The sequence below is a fragment of the Cupriavidus sp. Agwp_2 genome (genome assembly GCF_040784895.1).
In the GTDB taxonomy this organism is placed as follows: domain Bacteria; phylum Pseudomonadota; class Gammaproteobacteria; order Burkholderiales; family Burkholderiaceae; genus Cupriavidus.
Map to the genome: position 1 here is coordinate 2321771 of NZ_CP088083.1, position 17801 is coordinate 2339571.

The 17801-nt window shown below is 68.2% G+C and carries 15 protein-coding genes and 1 other RNA gene; 2 read left to right on the forward strand and 14 right to left on the reverse strand.

What is annotated here, in order from left to right:
* Genes LPA45_RS10890 through surE form a run of 3 tightly spaced genes read right to left on the reverse strand, consistent with a single transcriptional unit; the run spans window position 1 to window position 2577 of the window.
* A complete protein-coding gene (locus LPA45_RS10890; protein ID WP_317923932.1) occupies window positions 1-870 on the reverse strand; it encodes a peptidoglycan DD-metalloendopeptidase family protein in 870 nt (289 codons plus the stop codon).
* A gap of 8 nt (window positions 871-878) precedes the next feature.
* Window positions 879-1796, reverse strand: coding sequence for a protein-L-isoaspartate(D-aspartate) O-methyltransferase (locus LPA45_RS10895; protein WP_116320377.1), 918 nt, complete (start codon window positions 1794-1796; stop codon window positions 879-881).
* Between the two features lie 28 nt (window positions 1797-1824).
* Window positions 1825-2577 (reverse strand): 5'/3'-nucleotidase SurE, encoded by a 753-nt coding sequence (surE, locus tag LPA45_RS10900; protein WP_116320376.1) that lies wholly within the window; start codon window positions 2575-2577, stop codon window positions 1825-1827.
* A 231-nt stretch (window positions 2578-2808) separates the two neighbouring features.
* Here surE and LPA45_RS10905 point away from each other — a divergent pair, with 231 nt between their 5' ends.
* Entirely contained in the window at window positions 2809-3783 is a 975-nt protein-coding gene (locus tag LPA45_RS10905) for an NADPH:quinone oxidoreductase family protein (RefSeq protein WP_116320375.1), read from the forward strand.
* A gap of 99 nt (window positions 3784-3882) precedes the next feature.
* On the opposite strand, the gene LPA45_RS10910 is transcribed toward LPA45_RS10905, so the two are convergent.
* The 11 genes from LPA45_RS10910 to LPA45_RS10960 all read right to left on the reverse strand — a co-directional run bounded on the left by LPA45_RS10910 (window position 3883) and on the right by LPA45_RS10960 (window position 17339).
* Complete coding sequence (locus LPA45_RS10910; RefSeq protein WP_317923936.1) at window positions 3883-4674, reverse strand: ABC transporter permease; 792 nt, start codon at window positions 4672-4674, stop codon at window positions 3883-3885.
* Window positions 4675-4704: 30 nt separating this feature from the next.
* A complete protein-coding gene (locus tag LPA45_RS10915; protein ID WP_317923940.1) occupies window positions 4705-5517 on the reverse strand; it encodes an ABC transporter ATP-binding protein in 813 nt (270 codons plus the stop codon).
* A 117-nt stretch (window positions 5518-5634) separates the two neighbouring features.
* A complete protein-coding gene (locus LPA45_RS10920; RefSeq protein WP_116320372.1) occupies window positions 5635-6678 on the reverse strand; it encodes an ABC transporter substrate-binding protein in 1044 nt (347 codons plus the stop codon).
* Window positions 6679-6896: 218 nt separating this feature from the next.
* Complete coding sequence (locus LPA45_RS10925) at window positions 6897-7928, reverse strand: tripartite tricarboxylate transporter substrate binding protein (RefSeq protein ID WP_317923944.1); 1032 nt, start codon at window positions 7926-7928, stop codon at window positions 6897-6899.
* Between the two features lie 50 nt (window positions 7929-7978).
* The gene (locus LPA45_RS10930) at window positions 7979-8947 is read right to left on the reverse strand and encodes a hydroxymethylglutaryl-CoA lyase (RefSeq protein WP_317923945.1); all 969 of its coding nucleotides are present in this window, start codon (window positions 8945-8947) and stop codon (window positions 7979-7981) included.
* On the reverse strand, window positions 8944-10140 hold the full coding sequence (locus tag LPA45_RS10935; RefSeq protein WP_317923946.1) for a CaiB/BaiF CoA-transferase family protein: 1197 nt from the start codon (window positions 10138-10140) through the stop codon (window positions 8944-8946). Before LPA45_RS10935 ends, LPA45_RS10930 begins: the two co-directional genes overlap by 4 nt.
* 184 nt (window positions 10141-10324) lie before the next feature.
* Window positions 10325-11230, reverse strand: a complete 906-nt coding sequence (locus LPA45_RS10940) for a LysR substrate-binding domain-containing protein (protein WP_116322040.1) — start codon at window positions 11228-11230, stop codon at window positions 10325-10327.
* 66 nt (window positions 11231-11296) lie between these two features.
* Complete coding sequence (gene recR, locus LPA45_RS10945) at window positions 11297-11911, reverse strand: recombination mediator RecR (protein ID WP_317923949.1); 615 nt, start codon at window positions 11909-11911, stop codon at window positions 11297-11299.
* Between the two features lie 20 nt (window positions 11912-11931).
* A complete protein-coding gene (locus LPA45_RS10950; RefSeq protein ID WP_012353187.1) occupies window positions 11932-12264 on the reverse strand; it encodes a YbaB/EbfC family nucleoid-associated protein in 333 nt (110 codons plus the stop codon).
* A gap of 71 nt (window positions 12265-12335) precedes the next feature.
* The gene (locus tag LPA45_RS10955) at window positions 12336-14732 is read right to left on the reverse strand and encodes a DNA polymerase III subunit gamma/tau (RefSeq protein ID WP_317923955.1); all 2397 of its coding nucleotides are present in this window, start codon (window positions 14730-14732) and stop codon (window positions 12336-12338) included.
* A 120-nt stretch (window positions 14733-14852) separates the two neighbouring features.
* The gene (locus tag LPA45_RS10960) at window positions 14853-17339 is read right to left on the reverse strand and encodes an adenosylcobalamin-dependent ribonucleoside-diphosphate reductase (protein ID WP_317923956.1); all 2487 of its coding nucleotides are present in this window, start codon (window positions 17337-17339) and stop codon (window positions 14853-14855) included.
* Window positions 17340-17556: 217 nt separating this feature from the next.
* On the opposite strand from LPA45_RS10960, the gene ffs reads away from it, so the two are divergent.
* Window positions 17557-17655: signal recognition particle sRNA small type (ffs, locus tag LPA45_RS10965), an RNA gene on the forward strand.
* Window positions 17656-17801 lie beyond the last annotated feature (146 nt).

Consider the following 17801-nt stretch of genomic DNA (forward strand, 5'->3'; position numbering starts at 1 on the left):
TCACTGTGGCGGCAGGTACCGCATCGGATCAACCGGTTTTCCGTTCTTGCGAACTTCGAAGTGAAGCTTCACCCGGTCGGTATCACTGTTGCCCATCTCCGCAATCTTCTGGCCCTTGCGAACCGCCGATTGCTCTGTCACGAGCACCTTTTCGTTGTGCCCGTACGCAGTAAGAAATGTCTCGTTGTGTTTGATGATGACAAGATTCCCGTAGCCGCGCAAGGGGCCAACGTGAATCACTCGGCCATCATCGGCGGCCAATACCGCGTCGCCCTTCTTGCCCGCAATATCGATGCCTTTATTACCCTTGTCATCGAATTTGGCAACCATCTGGCCGGTCGCCGGCCAGGCCAGCTTCATCGCCCCATCCGCAACCGGTGCGGCCGAGGTGGCGGCCGCTGCCGCGGGCGTTGCCGGCGCCGGCGCCGGCGCTGCGGCTGCCGGCGGAGGCACAGGCGCGCCCGGCGGGCGCGCCTGGTCGATCGGCTGGGCCTGCACCGTGGCCGGGGCGATCGGCGTAGTGGAAACCCCGGGCGCAGTGTTGACGTCGGCACCTGGCGGCACGATGCGCAACAACTGGCCAACTTCGATCTGGTTCACGTTGGACAGGTTGTTCCAGGTGGCCACATCGCGGTACGACTGGCCGTTTTCCAGGGCGATTCGATAAAGCGTATCGCCTCGCTTGACCCGATAGTATCCCGGCGGGGCTGGTTCCGTCGACGCGGCGGCGGCGCCCGAGATGGAGGTGCGGTCAACGACAGGGGCCGGCATCGGCGAATTGGCGCATGCGGCCAGCAGGGCCGTCAGCGCGGAAGCCGTAAAAAGTTGACCGGCGCGTGCGAAATATTGCGATTTCACGATGTTGTGCATAGTTCGACTCAGATGGTGCCCGATTTTAAGGGCACAAAGAAAACGGCTTCAAGCGCGGTTCTGTGAAAGCGATGGCGGTTGCGCCGCTCGATCAGCAGCAACTGCTGCGTCACGGTCTGGCCGGGCACGCCCGCCGGCGGCACCACGGCCACCGGGGCGATCAGCCGCCCGCCTACTTCCAGTTGCTCCAGCAGCGCCTGTGGCACCTCCATGCCGGCGGCGGCCAGGATGATGGCCGAGAACGGTGCCGCCTGGGGCAGGCCGAGCATGCCGTCGCCATAGTGCAGGCGCAGGTTGGGTACGCGCAGCGGGCGCAGGTTCGCCTTGGCCTGCTCGTGCAACGGCCGGATGCGCTCGATCGAGAAGACTTCGCGCGCTACCTGGCTCAGCACAGCGGCCTGGTAGCCGCAACCGGTGCCGATCTCCAGCACGCGCTCCAGCGGCGTGTCGGCGGCCAGGCCGTCGCGCAGCAGCTCGATCATGCGCGCCACCACCGATGGCTTGGAAATGGTCTGCTGGTGGCCAATCGGCAACGCGGCGTCTTCATACGCCTGCGACGCCAGCCCCGGCTCTACAAACAGGTGGCGCGGCACCGTAGCGATAGCCGACAGCACGCGCTCGTCACGGATGCCGCTGGCGTGCAGCCGGGCCGCCAGCGCGGCGCGCGCGCGCGCGGACGCCATGCCGCCCCCACCGGCCGTGGCCGCCGAGGCGCGCTGCTCCACGGCGCTCGCGGGTGCGGGCGCCGGCGCCGGCGCCGCGGTACGGGGCAGCCTTGCCTTGGCCGGTTTCGGCGGCGCTGCGGACGTTCCCGTGCGCCGGGCGTCTACGGCAGGCATGCCGGCGGTGCGGGCCGGTGCGGGCTTGCGTTCAACGACCGCGTCCAGCGGCAGGGGGAACTTGTTGCGTCGGGGCGTGGAACTCATCGGGGGCGCGACACTGCGAAGCGGCTGCCTATTTCAGCCACTGGTCGAGCGCGTCGAGCTGTCCGCGATGGGTCAGGTCGAGCTGCAACGGCGTCAGCGAGACATAGCCGGCGGCGGTGGCATGGAAGTCCGTGCCTTCGCTGGCATCGCGCGCGTCACCGGCCGGTCCGATCCAGTAGTTGGTGTCGCCGCGCGGATTGACCTGCGTGATCACCGGCTGCGAAGGATGGCGCTTGCCCAGGCGCGTGGCGCGATAGCCCTTGATGTGTTCGAATGGCAGGCTGGGAATATTGACGTTGAGCAGGAAGGGCTCGGCCTGTGGACGCGCGATGATGCGCTCCACCACGGTGCGCGCTACGCGCGCGGCTGCGTCGAGATGCTCCCAGCCCTTATCGACCTGAGAGAAGGCTACCGACGGGATGCCGAGCAGGTAGCCTTCTATGGCGGCGGCGACGGTGCCGGAATACAGCACGTCCTCGCCCATGTTCTGCCCCTGGTTGATGCCGGACACCACCAGGTCGGGCTTCTCTTCGAGCAGCCCGGTCAGCGCGATATGCACGCAGTCGGTCGGCGTGCCGTTGACGAAGCGGAATCCCTTCTGCACGCCTTCGCGCGCTTCGTAGATCGAGAGCGGGCGCTGCAGCGTCAGCGAGTTGGACGCGCCGCTATGGTTCTGCTCCGGAGCAATGACCGTGATCCGGCCCAGCGGGGCGAGCGCAGCATGCAGAACGGCCAGTCCCGGCGCGAGATAACCGTCATCGTTGGCAAGGAGGATATGCATGGCGCGATTGTACCTGAGCGCGGCCCGCGCAAGCGCCCCGCGCGCCGCGCCGGCGTTGCGTTCCGGTGCGTTCCGCGACCCGGTATGCAGGGCGCAAATAACCGACCCAGCGCCTTCGGCATGGAACAGAACGACCGTGCTATTTGTACGCTACACTTGCCCTGCCCGCCCGCATAAGCTTGACTGGTGCGGAATGCCACACGAATGCCACACATATCGAACGGAGACAAGATGAAAGCCGTACTGTGCAAAGCCTGGGGCCCCCCTGATTCGCTGACCGTCGAAACCCTGCCTGACCTGGTGCCGGGCGCGGGCGAAGTGGTCATCGACGTGAAGGCGGCCGCGGTCAACTTCCCGGATGTTCTCATCATCCAGAACAAATACCAGGCCAAGCCTGCGCTGCCGTTCAGCCCCGGCTCAGAACTGGCCGGCGTGGTCAATGCGGTGGGCGAAGGCGTCACCCACGTCAAGCCGGGCGACAAGGTCATCGCTTACCTGGGCAACGGCGCATTTGCCACGCAGGCCAAGGCGCCCGCCGCCTCGGTGGTGCCGATGCCGCCGGGCATCGACTTCGAGACCGCCGCGGCCTTCACGCTGACCTACGGCACCTCGCACCATGCGGTGATCGACCGCGGCGAACTGAAGGCGGGCCAGACCATGCTGGTGCTGGGCGCGGCCGGCGGCGTGGGCATCGCGGCGATCGAGATCGGCAAGGCCATCGGCGCGCGCGTGATCGCCGCCGCCTCGACCGACGAAAAGCTGGCGGTGTGCAAGGAACATGGTGCCGATGCGCTGATCAACTACAGCACCGAAGACCTGCGCGAGCGCGTCAAGGCGCTGACCGACGGCAAGGGCCCGGATGTCGTCTACGACCCGGTGGGCGGCATCTATGCCGAGCCGGCGTTCCGCTCGATCGGCTGGCGCGGCCGTTACCTGGTGGTGGGTTTTGCCAATGGCGAGATCCCGAAGCTGCCGCTGAACCTGGCGCTGCTGAAGGGGGCGTCGCTGGTGGGCGTGTTCTGGGGCGATTTCGTGCGCCGCGAGCCCAAGGCCAACCAGGCCAACATGGCGCAGATGCTGGGCTGGATGAAGGAAGGCAAGATCCGCCCGCATATCTCGGCGCGCTATCCGCTGGAACAGGCACCGCAGGCGCTCAAGGACATGGAAGCGCGCAAGGTGACCGGCAAGATCGTGATCGTGCCGTGATCATGTCCTGAGCGTGTCCTGAAGCAGGCACCGGTGGCGGGCGCCCTGCCCCCTCTCCCGCGAGCGGCAGAGGGGAGCAGACCAGCGCGGATTCGGAGGTCAGAGCTTCTCCGTCTCCCCGCTCCTGGGCTGCCACTTCATCAGCCGCTTCTCGCCGATGCCGACCATCCAATCCAGCATCAGGGCAAACGCCGTCAGCACCACGATGCCGGCGAACACCGTGTTGATGTCGAAGGTGCCCTCGGCCTGCAGGATCAGGTAGCCTACGCCGCGCGCCGAGCCCAGGTACTCGCCCACCACCGCACCGACAAAGGCCAGCCCCACCGAGGTATGCAGCGACGAAAACACCCAGCTGGTCGCACTCGGCAGATACACGTGGCGCAGCAGCTGATGCTGGTTGGCGCCCAGCATGCGCGCGTTGGCGAGCACCACCGGACTCACTTCCTTGACGCCCTGGTAGACGTTGAAGAAGACGATAAAGAACACCAGCGTCACCGCCAGCGCCACCTTCGACCAGATGCCCAGCCCGAACCACACCGCGAAGATCGGCGCCAGGATCACGCGCGGCATCGAGTTCATCGCCTTGACGTAGGGATCGAGGATCGCCGAAGTCATCGGGCTCAGCGCCAGCCACAGGCCCACGCCAAGGCCCGCCAGCGTGCCGATGCCGAAGGCCAGCACGGTCTCGAGCAGCGTCACGCCCAGGTGCAGGTAGATATCGCGCTCGATGAAAAACCAGTTCCAGATCCGCTGCGTGACCATCAGCGGTTCGCCGAAGAAGAAGGCAACCTGCTGCGAGCGCGTGGCCACGTGCCACACGCCGAGGATCACCACCAGCACGAGCAGCTGCCACACGCGCAGCATGCCCTTGGAGTCGTAACGGAATGCCATCGGATTGAGGTCTCTTTATGATCGGGCGGCTCAGGCCACCTTGCGCTGTTGCGCATAGCCCTTGAGCACTTCCTCGCGCAGCACGTCCCAGATCGCGGCGTGCAGTTCGACAAAGCGCGGGTGGTTGCGGATCTCGGCCACGTCGCGCGGGCGCGGCAGGTCGATGGCGAACTCGCCGATGGGATGCGTGGCCGGACCCGCCGACAACACCACCACGCGGTCGCTCATGGCGATGGCCTCGTCGAGGTCGTGGGTGATGAACAGCACGGCCTTGCGCTTGGCGGCCCACAGGTCCAGCACCTCGTTTTCCATCAGCTGCCGAGTCTGGATATCGAGCGCGGAGAACGGCTCGTCCATCAGGATGATGTCCGGGTCCAGCACCAGGGTCTGCGCCAGCGCCACGCGCTTGCGCATGCCTCCCGAGAGCTGGTGCGGATAACGGTCGCCGAAACCGCCCAGGCCCACGCGGCGCAGCCATTCCTCGCCCTGCCGTACGGCCTCGGCGCGCGCCACGCCGCGGAATTCGAGCCCCGCGACGACGTTGTCGAGCGCGCTGCGCCACGGCATCAGCGCCTCGGTCTGGAACATGTAGCCGGCGCGCCGGTTGATGCTGCGCAGCGGCTCGCCGAACACGCGTACCTCGCCGCTGGAGGGCTCCAGCAGGCCGGCGCCGACATTCAGCAGCGTCGACTTGCCGCAGCCGGTCGGGCCGACCACCGAGACGAACTCGCCAGGCTGGATCGACAGCGTGACGTCCTTGACCGCGGTATAGCGCTGGCTGCGGTCATCGCGCGAGACAAAGGTGCAGGTGACCTTGTCGAGGGAAAGTGCGGGAATGCTCATGGTGCACCGTGTCGTTCGCCGTCCGTGCCGCTGGCGAGTGATGAGGGAATGCCTGCCGCTGCCGCAAAGCAAAGGCCCGCTGCGGGCAGCGGGCCGGTGATCGTGCGCGGCGCGGTCTTACTTGTACTTGGCGTTGGCCTTCTGCACGAAGGCGTTGGTGTAGGTGTCTTCCAGCTTGATCGACTTGCCCTTCAGCTCGGCGTCGAACTGCTGCAGCGTGCTCAGCGCGGTGCGCGGGCCGTCGGCCGGCATGGTGCCATCCGGCGAGATCGCTTCCTTGACCTTGTCCCACGCGGCCAGGTACAGCGCGCGGTCGCCCAGCAAGTAGCTTTCCGGCACGGTCTTGACGATGTCCGACGGGCCCGCCTTCTGCATCCACTTGAGCGCGCGCACCATGGCATTGGTCAGCGCCTGCGTGGTGTTGGGGTTCTGCTGGATAAAGGCCTGCGACGCATACAGGCAGCCCGACGGCATGCTGCCGCCAAACACCGCCTGCGTGTCCTTGAGCGTGCGCGTGTCCGAGGCAATGCGCACCTCGTTCTTCTGCGTCAGCATCGAGATCACCGGGTCGAGGTTGGCCATCGCATCGATCTGGCCCGAGCGCATCGCCGCCACCGCGCCGGCGCTGGCGCCCACCCCGATGAACGACACGTCCGACGGCTTCAGCCCATGCTTGGCCAGCACGAAGTTGGCCATCATGTTGGTCGACGACCCCGGCGCTGTCACCCCGATCTTCTTGCCCTTCAGGTCGGCGATCGACTTGAAGTTGGGCATGGTCTTGTTCGACACCACCAGCACGATCTGCGGCGCACGGCCTTGCAGCACGAATTCCTGGTAGCGCTGGCCCTTGCCCTGCAGGTTGATGGTGTGCTCGTAGGCGCCCGAGACCACGTCGGCGCTGCCGCCCACCACGGCCTGCAGCGCCTTGGCGCCGCCGGCGAAGTCGACGATCTCGACGTCCAGGCCTTCGTCCTTGAAGTAGCCCTGGCGCTCGGCGATGGTCAGCGGCAGGTAGTAGAACAGGTTCTTGCCGCCGACCGCGATGGTGACCTTGGTTTTCTCTGGCTTGCCCTGCGCCTGCGCATGGCCGAAGGTGAACCAGCCGGCCAGGAACAGCGCCAGTGCGATCAGGAACTGCTTCCAGAATTTCTTGTTATACATGCTTGTCTCCTACCCTTTTCCTGTCCGTTTGGATCCGGACGGCGATGCGCAAAAGCACGGCGTGCCGCCGTGCGGCAAGTTGCGATGCTACCGGGTGGATCGTGGGTCCGCATCGGTATCTATACCTACGCGGGCTGCCGGTGTGCTCCCCTCTCCCGCATGCGGGAGAGGGGAGACAACATTGGCAGCCTGGACTTGTCAGCGACCGGAGGCGTCGCTTACTCAGCGTGGATATCCGCAGACTTGATCACCTTGCCCCAGCGTGCCAGTTCTGCCTTCTGGTACTGAGCCAGCTGCTGCGGGTTCATGTACTTGGCCTCGGCGCCCAGTTCCTCGGCCTTCTTGCGGAAGGCTTCGGTACGCATGATCTTCTCGATCTCGCCGGTGAGCTTGTCGACCACGGCCTTGGGCGTGCCGGCCGGCGCATACATCGCGAACCACGACGACACGTCGAGATCGGGGTAGCCGGCCTCGGGTGCCGACGGCACGTCCTTCAGGCTGGGCAGGCGCGTCTTGCTGGTCACCACCAGCGGGCGCAGCTTGCCGGCGGCGATATGGCCCATCAGCGGCGGCGGCGTGGTCATGGTCAGGTCGACCGTGCCGCCCAGCAGGTCGGTGATGGCCGGCCCGGTGCCCTTGTACGGCACGTGTGCGATCTTGGTGCCGGCCATCTGGTTCAGCAGCTCGGTCGAGACATGCTGCAGCGAACCGTTGCCCGACGAGGCGTAGTTGAGCTTGTCCGGGTTGGCCTTGGCGTACGCGACCAGTTCCTTCAGCGACTTGACCGGCAGGTTCTGGCGCACTACCAGCACCTGCGGCGCCGACAGGATATTGGCTACCGGCGCGAAGTCCTTGACCGGATCCCACGACAGGTTCTTCATCAGCAGCGGCGTGATCACGTGGAAGCCCGAGTACTGCAGCATCAGCGTGTAGCCGTCCGGCTTGGCGCGCGCCACCAGCTGCGCGGCGATGCCGCCGTTGCCGCCGGGCTTGTTATCGACCACCACAGGCTGGCCAAGCGCCTTGGATAGCGGCTCCGAGATCATCCGTGCCGCGATGTCGGTGGTGCCGCCTGCCGCGGCGGATACCACCAGCGTGACCGGGCGGTTGGGATAGGCATCCTGCGCGAACGCGGCAGGCGCCAGCCATGCAGCACCGAGCGCCGCCAGCGTGGCAGCGACGGCCTTGCGCCGGGCGGCAAAGGTAGACGTGGCGGGCCTGGCAGCGATGCGTTGAAGGGCTTGTTTCATGAGGGTCTCCATTTGTATTGCCAATGTCTTGTTGTTGTCCGGGTGCGGCGCTAGGCTTGCGCCGCGAAATGCTCCGCCATCCATGCCGGCGGCTGGTGCGTGCGCAGGCGCGGGCCGGCGCTGAGCAACTGGCTGTGGATGTCGCGCCCGACCAGCGCGGGCAGGCCGGCCACCGCGTCGAGCAGCGCACCGAGATTGACGCCGGTCTGCACGCCCATGCAGTCGAACATGTGGACCAGGTCCTCGGTGCTGACGTTGCCGCTGGCACCGGGCGCGTACGGACAGCCGCCCAGGCCGCCGGCGGCCGCGTCGAAGCGGGTCACGCCGGTCTGCCATGCCGCCAGCGCATTGGCCAGGCCCATGCCGCGCGTGTTGTGCAGGTGGATGGTCAGGCCGGTGCCGGGCAGCGCAGCCTGGAACCGCTCGCACAGTGCGGCCACTTGCGTGGGATAGGCCATGCCGGTGGTGTCGCACAGCGTGATGCCAGCCGCGCCGGCTTCGGCGAAGCGCGTGGCCAGCGCCATCACCGCGCCGGCATCGACCTCGCCCTCGAAGGGGCAGCCGAACACCGTCGACAGCGAGATGTTGACCGGCACGCCCGCGGCGCTGGCGGCTTCGATCATCGCCAGCAACTGCGCCCGCGACTGCTCGCGCGTCATGCGCAGGTTGGCACGGTTATGCGTCTCGCTGGCCGACATCACCAGGTTGACCTCGTCCGGCCGGCACGACAGCGCGCGTTCCAGCCCGCGCAGGTTGGGAACCAGCACGGTGTAGCGCACGCCGGGGTAGCGCTGGACCTGGTGCATCACCGCTTCGGCATCGGCCAGCGCGGGGATGGCCCGTGTCGACGTGAACGAGGTGGCTTCGATGCGGGCAAAGCCGCAGGCCGACAGCGCGTCGACGAAGGCGACCTTGCCGTCGGTAGGCACCACCACCGGCTCGATCTGCAGGCCGTCGCGCGGCGCGACTTCATTGATTTCGACGCGGGCCGGGCCGCGCAGCTGGGCGGCGGCGCTCATGCGATCACCTTGCGCGCGCGCAGGTCGGCAATGGCGGCGTCATCGAAGCCCGCCTGCTTCAGCACGGCATCGGTGTGCTCGCCCAGCGCGGGCGCGCGGTCATGGATGCCGCCCGGACTGGCCGACAGCTTGGGCACCACGCCCGGCACTTCCACGGTGAGTCCGCCGGCCGAGGTCACCGACTCGATCACGCCGCGGGCGCGGTAGTGCGGGTCTTCGGCAATGTCCTTGACGGTATAAATGCGGCCCGACGGCACCTGCGCCTCGCGCAGTACGGCCAGCACCGATTCCACGGTCTGCGTGCGGGTCCAGTCGGCGATGGCGGCATCGATCTCGTCGACACGCTTCACGCGGCCGTCGTTCTGCGCCAGCGCCGGATCCTCGGCCAGGTCAGGCCGGCCGATGGCCAGCATCATGCGCTTGAAGATGGCATCGCCGTTGGCCGCCACCAGCACGTATTCGCCGGTGCTGCAGGGATAGGCGTTGGACGGGGCGATGCCGGGCAGCGCGCCGCCGGCGGGCTGGCGCACCGCGCCGAAGGCAGAGTATTCCGGCAGCAGGCTTTCGCTCAGGTTGAACAGCGATTCATACAGCGCCACGTCGATCACCTGGCCCTCGCCGCCACGCGCATCGCGCTGGTACAGCGCGAGCAGCACGCCCATGGCGCCGTGCAGGCCGGCGATGGTGTCGCCCAGCGACAAGCCGGCACGCACCGGCGCGCGGCCCGGTTCGCCGGTCAGGTGACGCAGTCCCGCCATGGCCTCGGCCACCGCGGCAAAGCCCGGCTCGTCCTTCTTGGGGCCGGTCTGGCCGTAGCCCGACACGCGCAGCATGATCAGGCGCGGGTTGTCGGCATGCAGCACGTCCCAGCCCAGGCCCCACTTCTCCATGGTGCCGGGGCGGAAGTTCTCGATCAGCACATCGGCCTCGGCGGCCAGCTTGCGCACCAGCGCCTGCCCTTCCGGCTGGCGCAGGTCGATGCAGATCGATTCCTTGTTGCGCGACTGTGCTTCCCACCACACCGACGTGCCCTCATGCAGCATGCGCCATTTGCGCAGCGGATCGCCCTGCCCCGGCGGCTCTACCTTGATGATGTGTGCGCCGAAGTCGGCCAGGGTTTTCGCGGCAAAGGGGCCGGCGATAAGTTGTCCGAGTTCGAGAACGCGGATGCCCTCGAGGATCTGTTGCGCCATGGCGTGTCTCCGTGCAATGCGGGGGATTTGTTGCGCCGCGGAAATCCGATCCGTTGATCGATCCCGCCGCGTCTGTCATTGGCACGGAGTGTGCCCCAGCGAGGGGCGAGCCAGGAATCGGCAATCGGAGAAGCGGGTTTTCTCGGAACGCGAAAGGCTCCGGGGGCGCTTGGCACCCAAGGCGTCAGAACGGCGCCTTGTCCCCGCACAGGTGAGTGATCAGCAGCCGCGCCGACACCGTCAGCCCGGCCGGGTCGCGCAGGCCGATCAGCAGCGAGCGGCGCGCCCAGGCATCCTGCAGCGACACCAGCGACAAACCCATCGACTTGACGTGCGGCTCGGCCGCGATGCGCGGCAGCACGCCCACGCCCAGGCCGGCCATCACCATGCGGCACATGGCATCGAAGCTGCGCACCTGGATGCGCAGGCGGAACGGCCGGTCGAGCCGGCTGCTTTCCTCGAGCAGCCGCGCCGCCAGCGAGGTTTCCTGCGGCAGGCTGACAAAGTCGAACTCGAGCGTATCGGCGTAGCGCACCGGGCCGCGCGCAGCCAGCGGATGGTTGGGCGGCGTGATGATGACCAGCTCGTCCTGGCGGTACTCGACCGTCATCAGCCCCGCCGCCGGCGTGCGGTCGGCAAAGATGCCGACATCGGCGCGGTTCTCCACCAGCGCGGCGACGATGTCGCGGCTGTTCTGCTCTTCCAGCTCGATGCGGATGGTGGGATGGCGCTGCATGAACGACGCCAGGTCGTCCGGCAGGAACTGCGTAATCGCCGACGTGTTGGCGCAGACGCGCACCTGCCCGCGCACGCCGGACGCATAGTCGGACATCACGCCGGCCATGCGCTCGACATCCTGCAGGATGGTCAGCGCATGGTGGAAGCAAGCCTGTCCGGCTTCGGTCAGTTGCACGCCGGCGGCATGGCGGAAAAACAGCGGCGCACCCACCGCGGTCTCCAGGTCCGAAATGCGCTTGCTGGCGGCCGCAATGGCTAGGTGCGACTGACGCGCGCCGGCAGATATGCTGCCTTGCCGTGCCACGGCGACGAACAAGCCAAGCGTGACGAGATCGAAGCGGGCCAGGTTCATGGGGCAGGCAGGGACGCGGAAGAATCCGGAAGCGGCGTGCGGGCATGCAGCGCCGCGCGGCCGGGATCAGAGGTTGCGGCGGTCCATCACCGCGCGAGCGATGGTGCCGGCATCGACGTACTCCAGCTCGCCGCCGACCGGCACGCCGCGCGCCAGGCGCGACACCTTGAGGCCGCGCGCCTTCAGCATTTCGCCGATGTAGTGGGCGGTGGCCTCGCCTTCGCTGGTGAAGTTGGTGGCGACGATGACTTCGCCGACCGGGCCGCCCAGCTCCGGCTCGGTGGCGCGCGCCAGCAGCCGGTCCAGGTGGATCTCGCGCGGGCCGATACCGTCCAGCGGCGACAGCCGGCCCATCAGCACGAAGTACTTGCCGCGGTAAGTCAGCGTCTGCTCGATCATGATCTGGTCGGCCGGCGTTTCCACCACGCACAGCAGCGCGGCGTCGCGGCGGTCATCCAGGCAGGTCTCGCAGATCTCCTGCTCGGTGAAGGTGTTGCAGCGCTGGCAGTGGCGGATATGGTCCGCCGCGCCGCGCAGCGCGTCGCCCAGCTTGCGCGCGCCCTCGCGGTCGTGCTGCAGCAGGTGGTAGGCCATGCGCTGGGCGGACTTGGGCCCGACGCCCGGCAGCACCCGCAGCGCCTCGACCAGCGCCTGCAGCGAAGTCGGCGCGGAACCCTTCACCCCCGCTTTCACGCTTGCCTTCAGAACGGCAGCTTGAAGCCCGGGGGCAGCGGCAGGCCCGAGGTCATCGAGCCCATCTTTTCCTGCGTGGTGGCCTCGGCCTTGCGCACGGCGTCGTTGAAGGCGGCGGCGACCAGGTCCTCCAGCAGGTCCTTGTCCTCGCCCTCGGCCAGCAGGCTGGGGTCGATGGTGACGCGCTTGACGTCGTTCTTGCAGGTCATGACCACCTTGACGAGACCGGCGCCGGACTGGCCCTCGACCTCGATCTGGGCCAGCTGCTCCTGCATCTTCTTCATGTTTTCCTGCATCTGCTGGGCTTGCTTCATCAGCCCGGCGAGTTGACCTTTCATCATGATGGAACGCTCCTGGATTCGGTAGGAAATTCGGTGGTGGAAATTCGTGGCGGATGGTGCGGACCGGGCCGTCAGGCCGCGCGCGGCTGGATCGAGCCTGGCACGATCTGGCCGCCAAAGTCGCGCAGCAGGCCTTGCACGAAGGGATCGGCCTCGATCACGGCCTCGGCTTCGCGCTGGCGCTCGGCACGTGCCTGGGCATCGGCCGCCGCGGCGGTGACCGCGACCGCGCCGACTTCGCACAGCACGCGCACCGGCTGGCCGAAGTGGTCGCACAGTGCCTGCTGCACGCGTTCGGCGACGCCGTTCTCGCCGAGGGCGGCCACCGGGATGCGCAGGTTGAAGGTGGTGCCGACCACCTGCGTCAGTTCGCTCTGGTATGCAAGTTGTTGCGCCAGGCCCTTGAGCGGCAGGCCAGCAGCCAACACCGGCCAGTCGCCGGTGAAGACCGGCGGCGAGCCGTCTTCGCCCGCTGCGGGCGGGCGTGGGGCGACGTACCTGGCGCCCTCGGCCGGTGCAGTTGGCGCCGCGGTCTCGCGCGCGGGCTCGGCTTCGCGCACGGGCGCGCTGGCGGGCCTGGGGGCGACGTTCCGTGCGCCGTTGCCTGGATTGGCACGTGCCGGCGGCTCGCCGAAACCGTTGTCGCTGAAACCGTTGTCACGCTCGTCCGCACGGAAACCCGGGTCGCTGTCATAGGGGCCGATGACCGGCAAGTCCGGCGGCAGGTCTTCCCATGGCGGCACATCGCTGCCGCCGGAAATCTCCCACGGCGGCACCGATTCGGGTTCAGGCTGGCGCGCGGCCGGAGCCGGCCTGGCGGGCGCCGCCGAGGGCTGCGGCACAGCGCGCTGCGCCGGTGCCTGGGCTTGCGCGGGCGGCTGCGGAGCCGGCCGGGCCGGAGCCGCGGCAGGACGGCTCACGGCAGCGGCACCCGGCGCGCGCAAAGGCTGTGCCGGCGGACGCTGCGCGGGAGCCGCTGCGGCGGCGGGCGCGGCAGGCGGCGGGGCATTCCGCGAGCCACCGCGCGCGGATGCGGCACGTGCGGCCGCCAGCGCGGCACGGGCCGGCGACATGGCAGCGTCTGGCGCGGAGCGCGCTGGTGCGGCGGCCGCAGCCGGTACAACCGATACAGCCGGCGCGGCGGACCTGGCCACGGGTTCGGATACGGGTGCCGGCGCGGCCGGCTTTGCCGCCGCCGGCATCGGCGCCGCTATAGCAGCAGGGGCGGCTGCCACCGCGGGCGCAGCCGCCACCGCGGCATGCCGGGGCGTGGCCGGATCGGCTGCCATCGCCGCATTGCGCGGGCGCGACGGCGCGGCGCCGCCACCCTGCCCTTGCGCGACGGTCGGGGGCGTCGGCTCCGGCGACGCCGACGGCCGGAACGCCAGCATGCGCAGCAGCGTCATGGTAAAGCCGGCGTACTCGTCCGGCGCCAGCGCCAGCTCATTGCGGCCGAGGTTGGCAATCTGGTAGAACAGCTGCACTTCCTGCGCGTCGAACACGCCGGCGAGGCGGCGCACATCGTCCGCCTCCGGCCATTCGTCCTGCACCGAAGCCGGCACGGCCTGCGCCAGCGCCACCTTGTGCAGCAGCGAACCCAGGTCCTGCAGCGCACCGGCGAACGACAGGCTGCGGTCGGCCATGGCATCGGCAATGCCCAGCATGGCGGCGCCGTCCTCGGCGGCGAGCGCATCGAGCAGCTGCACCAGGTAGCCCTGGTCGATCGCGCCCAGCATGCCGCGCACCGCTTCCTCGGAGACCTCACCCGCGCTGTAGGCGATCGCCTGGTCGGTCAGCGACAGCGCATCGCGCATCGAGCCATGCGCGGCCTGCGCCAGCAGCCGCAGCGCGTTGCCGTCATGGCCGATGCCTTCCTGCGACAGGATATGGTCCAGGTGCGAGACGATATGCCCCGGGGGCATCTGCTTGAGGTTGAACTGCAGGCAGCGCGACAGCACCGTGACCGGGATCTTCTGCGGATCGGTGGTGGCGAGGATGAACTTGACGTGCCCGGGCGGCTCTTCCAGCGTCTTCAGCATGGCGTTGAAGGCGTGGTTGGTGAGCATGTGCACTTCGTCGATCATGTAGACCTTGAAGCGCCCGGTGCCCGGGGCATAGACCGCCTTGTCGAGCAACTGCGCCATCTCGTCGACGCCGCGGTTGGAGGCGGCGTCCATCTCGATGTAGTCGACGAAGCGGCCGCTGTCGATCTCGGTGCAGGCCTTGCACACCCCGCATGGCTGGGCGGTGATGCCGCCGTTGCCGTCAGCGCCGGTGCAGTTCAGGGCCTTGGCCAGGATCCGCGACAGCGTGGTCTTGCCGACCCCGCGCGTGCCGGTGAAGAGGTAGGCGTGGTGCAGCCGCTGCTGTTCCAGCGCGTGCGTGAGCGCGCGGACCACGTGCTCCTGGCCGACCAGCGTGGTGAAATCCCTGGGGCGCCATTTGCGCGCTAGAACTTGATAACTCATGGCGGCGATTGTAGCAAATGGCGACCGCCCGCTGCCCGCCGCCGGGCCGGAGTTTGCGGCCTGGAGCGCAGGCCCGCCGGCGGCGCCGCGCCGCTGGCGGGTTTCCGGCGCGGGGCGACTTCAGCCGCATTCGCCCACGTAGCCGCAATTCGCGCATTTCGCACAGCCATCGACCTTGTGCAGGGCGTGCGCGCCACACTCCGGGCAAGGCTTGCCGGTACCCACCCCGGGGGTGACCACGCCCGCGCCGGCCTGGACGGCGGACCCGGCATCCGCGGCCAGCGCCGCCCCGCCGCTCTCGCGCTGCGCCAGCCGGGCCGCCAGCGCCGCCACCGGCACCTGCCCGCCTTCGGCATCGAGGAAGCCGCGCTTGATCAGGATGCGCTGCAGCGCGTAGCCGAGCGCCGCGACCTCCGAGTCATGGAAGCGCGGCACCTCGGTGCCGTCCTGCCGCACCAGCGCGCCGTAGCGCACGGTGCCCTTGTCCCACACCACGTTGCGCATGTCGGCCAGCGCCTTGGCGACCGAGCCGCCCGAGCGCGCCACCATCGACAGCAGCCGCATGGTCGAGGTGATCCACTGCTGGCCCTCGCTGCGCTGCCCGGCCGGCATGAAGAATTCCACCGGCCGCTCGATCGTCACCGGGCTGCCGTCGATGACGCCGGCCACGCGCATGAAGTTGACGGTCAGGTAGACGGTCTTGTGGCCCTCGTAGGTCAGGTACTCGACCTTGGAGGTCACGCCCTCCAGATCGCCGACCGGCCGGCTGTTGAACGGGCGCACCAGCGGGTTGTCATCAGCCACCGTTGCAGACGCTGCCGCCGGCGCGTCGACCGACAGCACTGCGCCAAGCACCGAATTGGGGCGATAGGTCGCCAGCCCTTTCAGCCCCGCCTGCCACGCCTCCAGGTACAGGTGGCGGAAGGCCTCGTACGGATAGTCCTCTGGCACGTTGACGGTCTTGCTGATGCTGGTGTCGATATACGGCTGCACCGCCTCCAGCATGCGCATATGATCCAGCGCCGACATCTGCAGCGCCGTGACGAAGCTGTCCGGCAACTGCGCCATGTCGGCGCCCATGTGACGGTAGAGGCGCCAGGCGTGGTCCGCCACCTCGAACGAGCGGTAGCTGTTGTCCGGCATCCGCTTGCGGCGGTTATAGGTCCAGGAGAAGGCCGGCTCGATGCCGTTGGAGGCATTGTCGGCAAACGCCAGCGTGATCGTGCCGGTCGGCGCGATCGACAGCAGGTGCGAGTTGCGCAGGCCGTTGCGCGCAATGGCATCGCGCACGGCCTGTGGCAACCGGCTGGCGAAGCCGCTGTTCAGGTAGGCGTCGACATCCAGCAGCGGGAAGGCACCCTTCTGTGCCGCCAGTTCGGTCGAGGCCAGGTAGGCCTCGTCACGCATGCGTTCGACAATGCGCGCCGCCAGTTGCCGCGCCGGCTCGGTGTCGTAGCGCAGGCCCAGCATCACCAGCGCGCTGCCCAGCCCCAGGAAGCCCAGCCCCACGCGGCGCTTGGCATGGGCCTCGGCCTGCTGCGCCGGCAACGGCCAGAAGGTCACGTCGAGCACGTTGTCGAGCATGCGCGTAGCCACGCGCACCACCTCGGCAAAGGCATCGAAATCGAATTCAGCCTGCGCCGAGAACGGCTGGCGCACGAAGCGCGTCAGGTCGATCGAGCCCAGGCAGCAGCAGCCATACGGCGGCAGCGGCTGCTCCGCGCAGGGATTGGTGGCCTCGATGCGCTCGCAGTAATAGAGGTTGTTGTCGGCGTTGATGCGCGACAGGAACAGGATGCCGGGCTCGGCGTGGTCGTAGGTGGCCTGCATCACCTGGTCCCACAATTGCCGCGCCGGCAAGCGGCGGTACACCCACTGGTCGTCGTCGCGGCGGTAAGCGCCGGCGGCAATCATGTCGGCGCCGGGCTCGGCTTCATGGATCAGCTCGATCTCGCCATCGTCCTGCACCGCGCGCATGAATTCGTCGGTCACGCCGATCGAGATATTGAAGTTGGTCAGGTCGCCCTTGTCCTTGGCGTGGATAAAGCTTTCGACATCCGGATGGTCGCAGCGCAGCACGCCCATCTGCGCGCCGCGGCGCGCGCCAGCGGATTCCACGGTCGCGCACGAGGCATCGAACACCTTCATGAACGACACCGGCCCCGACGCGCGCGAATGCGTCGCGCGCACCAGCGCGCCCGCCGGCCGGATCGCCGAAAAGTCATAGCCGACGCCGCCACCGCGACGCATGGTCTCGGCCGCCTGCGCCACCGCGGTGTAAATGCTGGGCCGCCCGTCCCGCGCTTCCGACACCGAATCACCGACCGGCTGCACGAAACAGTTGATCAGCGTGGCCTGGATGCCGGTTCCCGCAGCGGAATTGATGCGCCCGGCGGGCACGAAGCCGTTCTCCTGCGCCCACAGGAAGCGCGCGCTCCAGGCCTCGCGCTCGTCCTCGGGCTCGGCCTGTGCCAGCGCGCGCGCCACGCGCTGCCTGACCTCGGCAATGCTGTGCTCTTCGCCCTTGGCGTATTTTTCGATCAGGACTTCGGTGGAGATTTCCTGCGGCGCCATGGCACCGCGAATGATCTGGTCGTTTGCGTTCATGTCTGGGCTCACCACGCTCCGAAGGTTGGGTGATTCAGTGGGTCCGGGACGCACCGCCGGTGCGCCGCGCCGCGAAAGTGCGGCGGCCTGCCATGGTCGGGCCCCCGCGACTGGCATCGCCTGCGCCAGATCAAGCCGCGGCGTTGCCAAACGCTATGACCCGCGAGTGGTGAGGCAATTCGACGCGATCGCCCAGACTAGGTTACAATGCCGCTCGGACGGGCCTCCTCGCATGGTGGCGCGGTCAACCTGGTCAGGTCGGGAACGAAGCAGCCACAGCCGTTTTCCGCCAGTGCCGAGGGTCAGGCTCGTCCACCTCTACCTCCCTCCTGCTGTACCCTTCCACCGCTTCAGCCGCTTCGCCGCTTCAGCCTGCGCTCCCGCGAACAGCTCATCGCATCGGCATCCGCACGCCGCTTGCAGCGCCGTCCCTGTCACTTTAGTACAGCGGGCCCGCAGGCG

Excerpts from the sequence above, each read along its gene's own strand:
- LPA45_RS10915 (WP_317923940.1), bottom strand. The coding sequence starts at position 5,517 with ATGAGCATTCCCGCACTTTCCCTCGACAAGGTCACCTGCACCTTTGTC.
- LPA45_RS10925 (WP_317923944.1), bottom strand. The coding sequence starts at position 7,928 with ATGAAACAAGCCCTTCAACGCATCGCTGCCAGGCCCGCCACGTCTACC.
- LPA45_RS10960 (WP_317923956.1), bottom strand. The coding sequence starts at position 17,339 with ATGAACGCAAACGACCAGATCATTCGCGGTGCCATGGCGCCGCAGGAA.
- LPA45_RS10910 (WP_317923936.1), bottom strand. The coding sequence starts at position 4,674 with ATGGCATTCCGTTACGACTCCAAGGGCATGCTGCGCGTGTGGCAGCTG.
- LPA45_RS10935 (WP_317923946.1), bottom strand. The coding sequence starts at position 10,140 with ATGGCGCAACAGATCCTCGAGGGCATCCGCGTTCTCGAACTCGGACAA.
- LPA45_RS10920 (WP_116320372.1), bottom strand. The coding sequence starts at position 6,678 with ATGTATAACAAGAAATTCTGGAAGCAGTTCCTGATCGCACTGGCGCTG.
- LPA45_RS10940 (WP_116322040.1), bottom strand. The coding sequence starts at position 11,230 with ATGAACCTGGCCCGCTTCGATCTCGTCACGCTTGGCTTGTTCGTCGCC.
- LPA45_RS10905 (WP_116320375.1), top strand. The coding sequence starts at position 2,809 with ATGAAAGCCGTACTGTGCAAAGCCTGGGGCCCCCCTGATTCGCTGACC.
- LPA45_RS10890 (WP_317923932.1), bottom strand. The coding sequence starts at position 870 with ATGCACAACATCGTGAAATCGCAATATTTCGCACGCGCCGGTCAACTT.
- LPA45_RS10950 (WP_012353187.1), bottom strand. The coding sequence starts at position 12,264 with ATGATGAAAGGTCAACTCGCCGGGCTGATGAAGCAAGCCCAGCAGATG.
- LPA45_RS10930 (WP_317923945.1), bottom strand. The coding sequence starts at position 8,947 with ATGAGCGCCGCCGCCCAGCTGCGCGGCCCGGCCCGCGTCGAAATCAAT.
- LPA45_RS10955 (WP_317923955.1), bottom strand. The coding sequence starts at position 14,732 with ATGAGTTATCAAGTTCTAGCGCGCAAATGGCGCCCCAGGGATTTCACC.
- LPA45_RS10895 (WP_116320377.1), bottom strand. The coding sequence starts at position 1,796 with ATGAGTTCCACGCCCCGACGCAACAAGTTCCCCCTGCCGCTGGACGCG.
- surE (WP_116320376.1), bottom strand. The coding sequence starts at position 2,577 with ATGCATATCCTCCTTGCCAACGATGACGGTTATCTCGCGCCGGGACTG.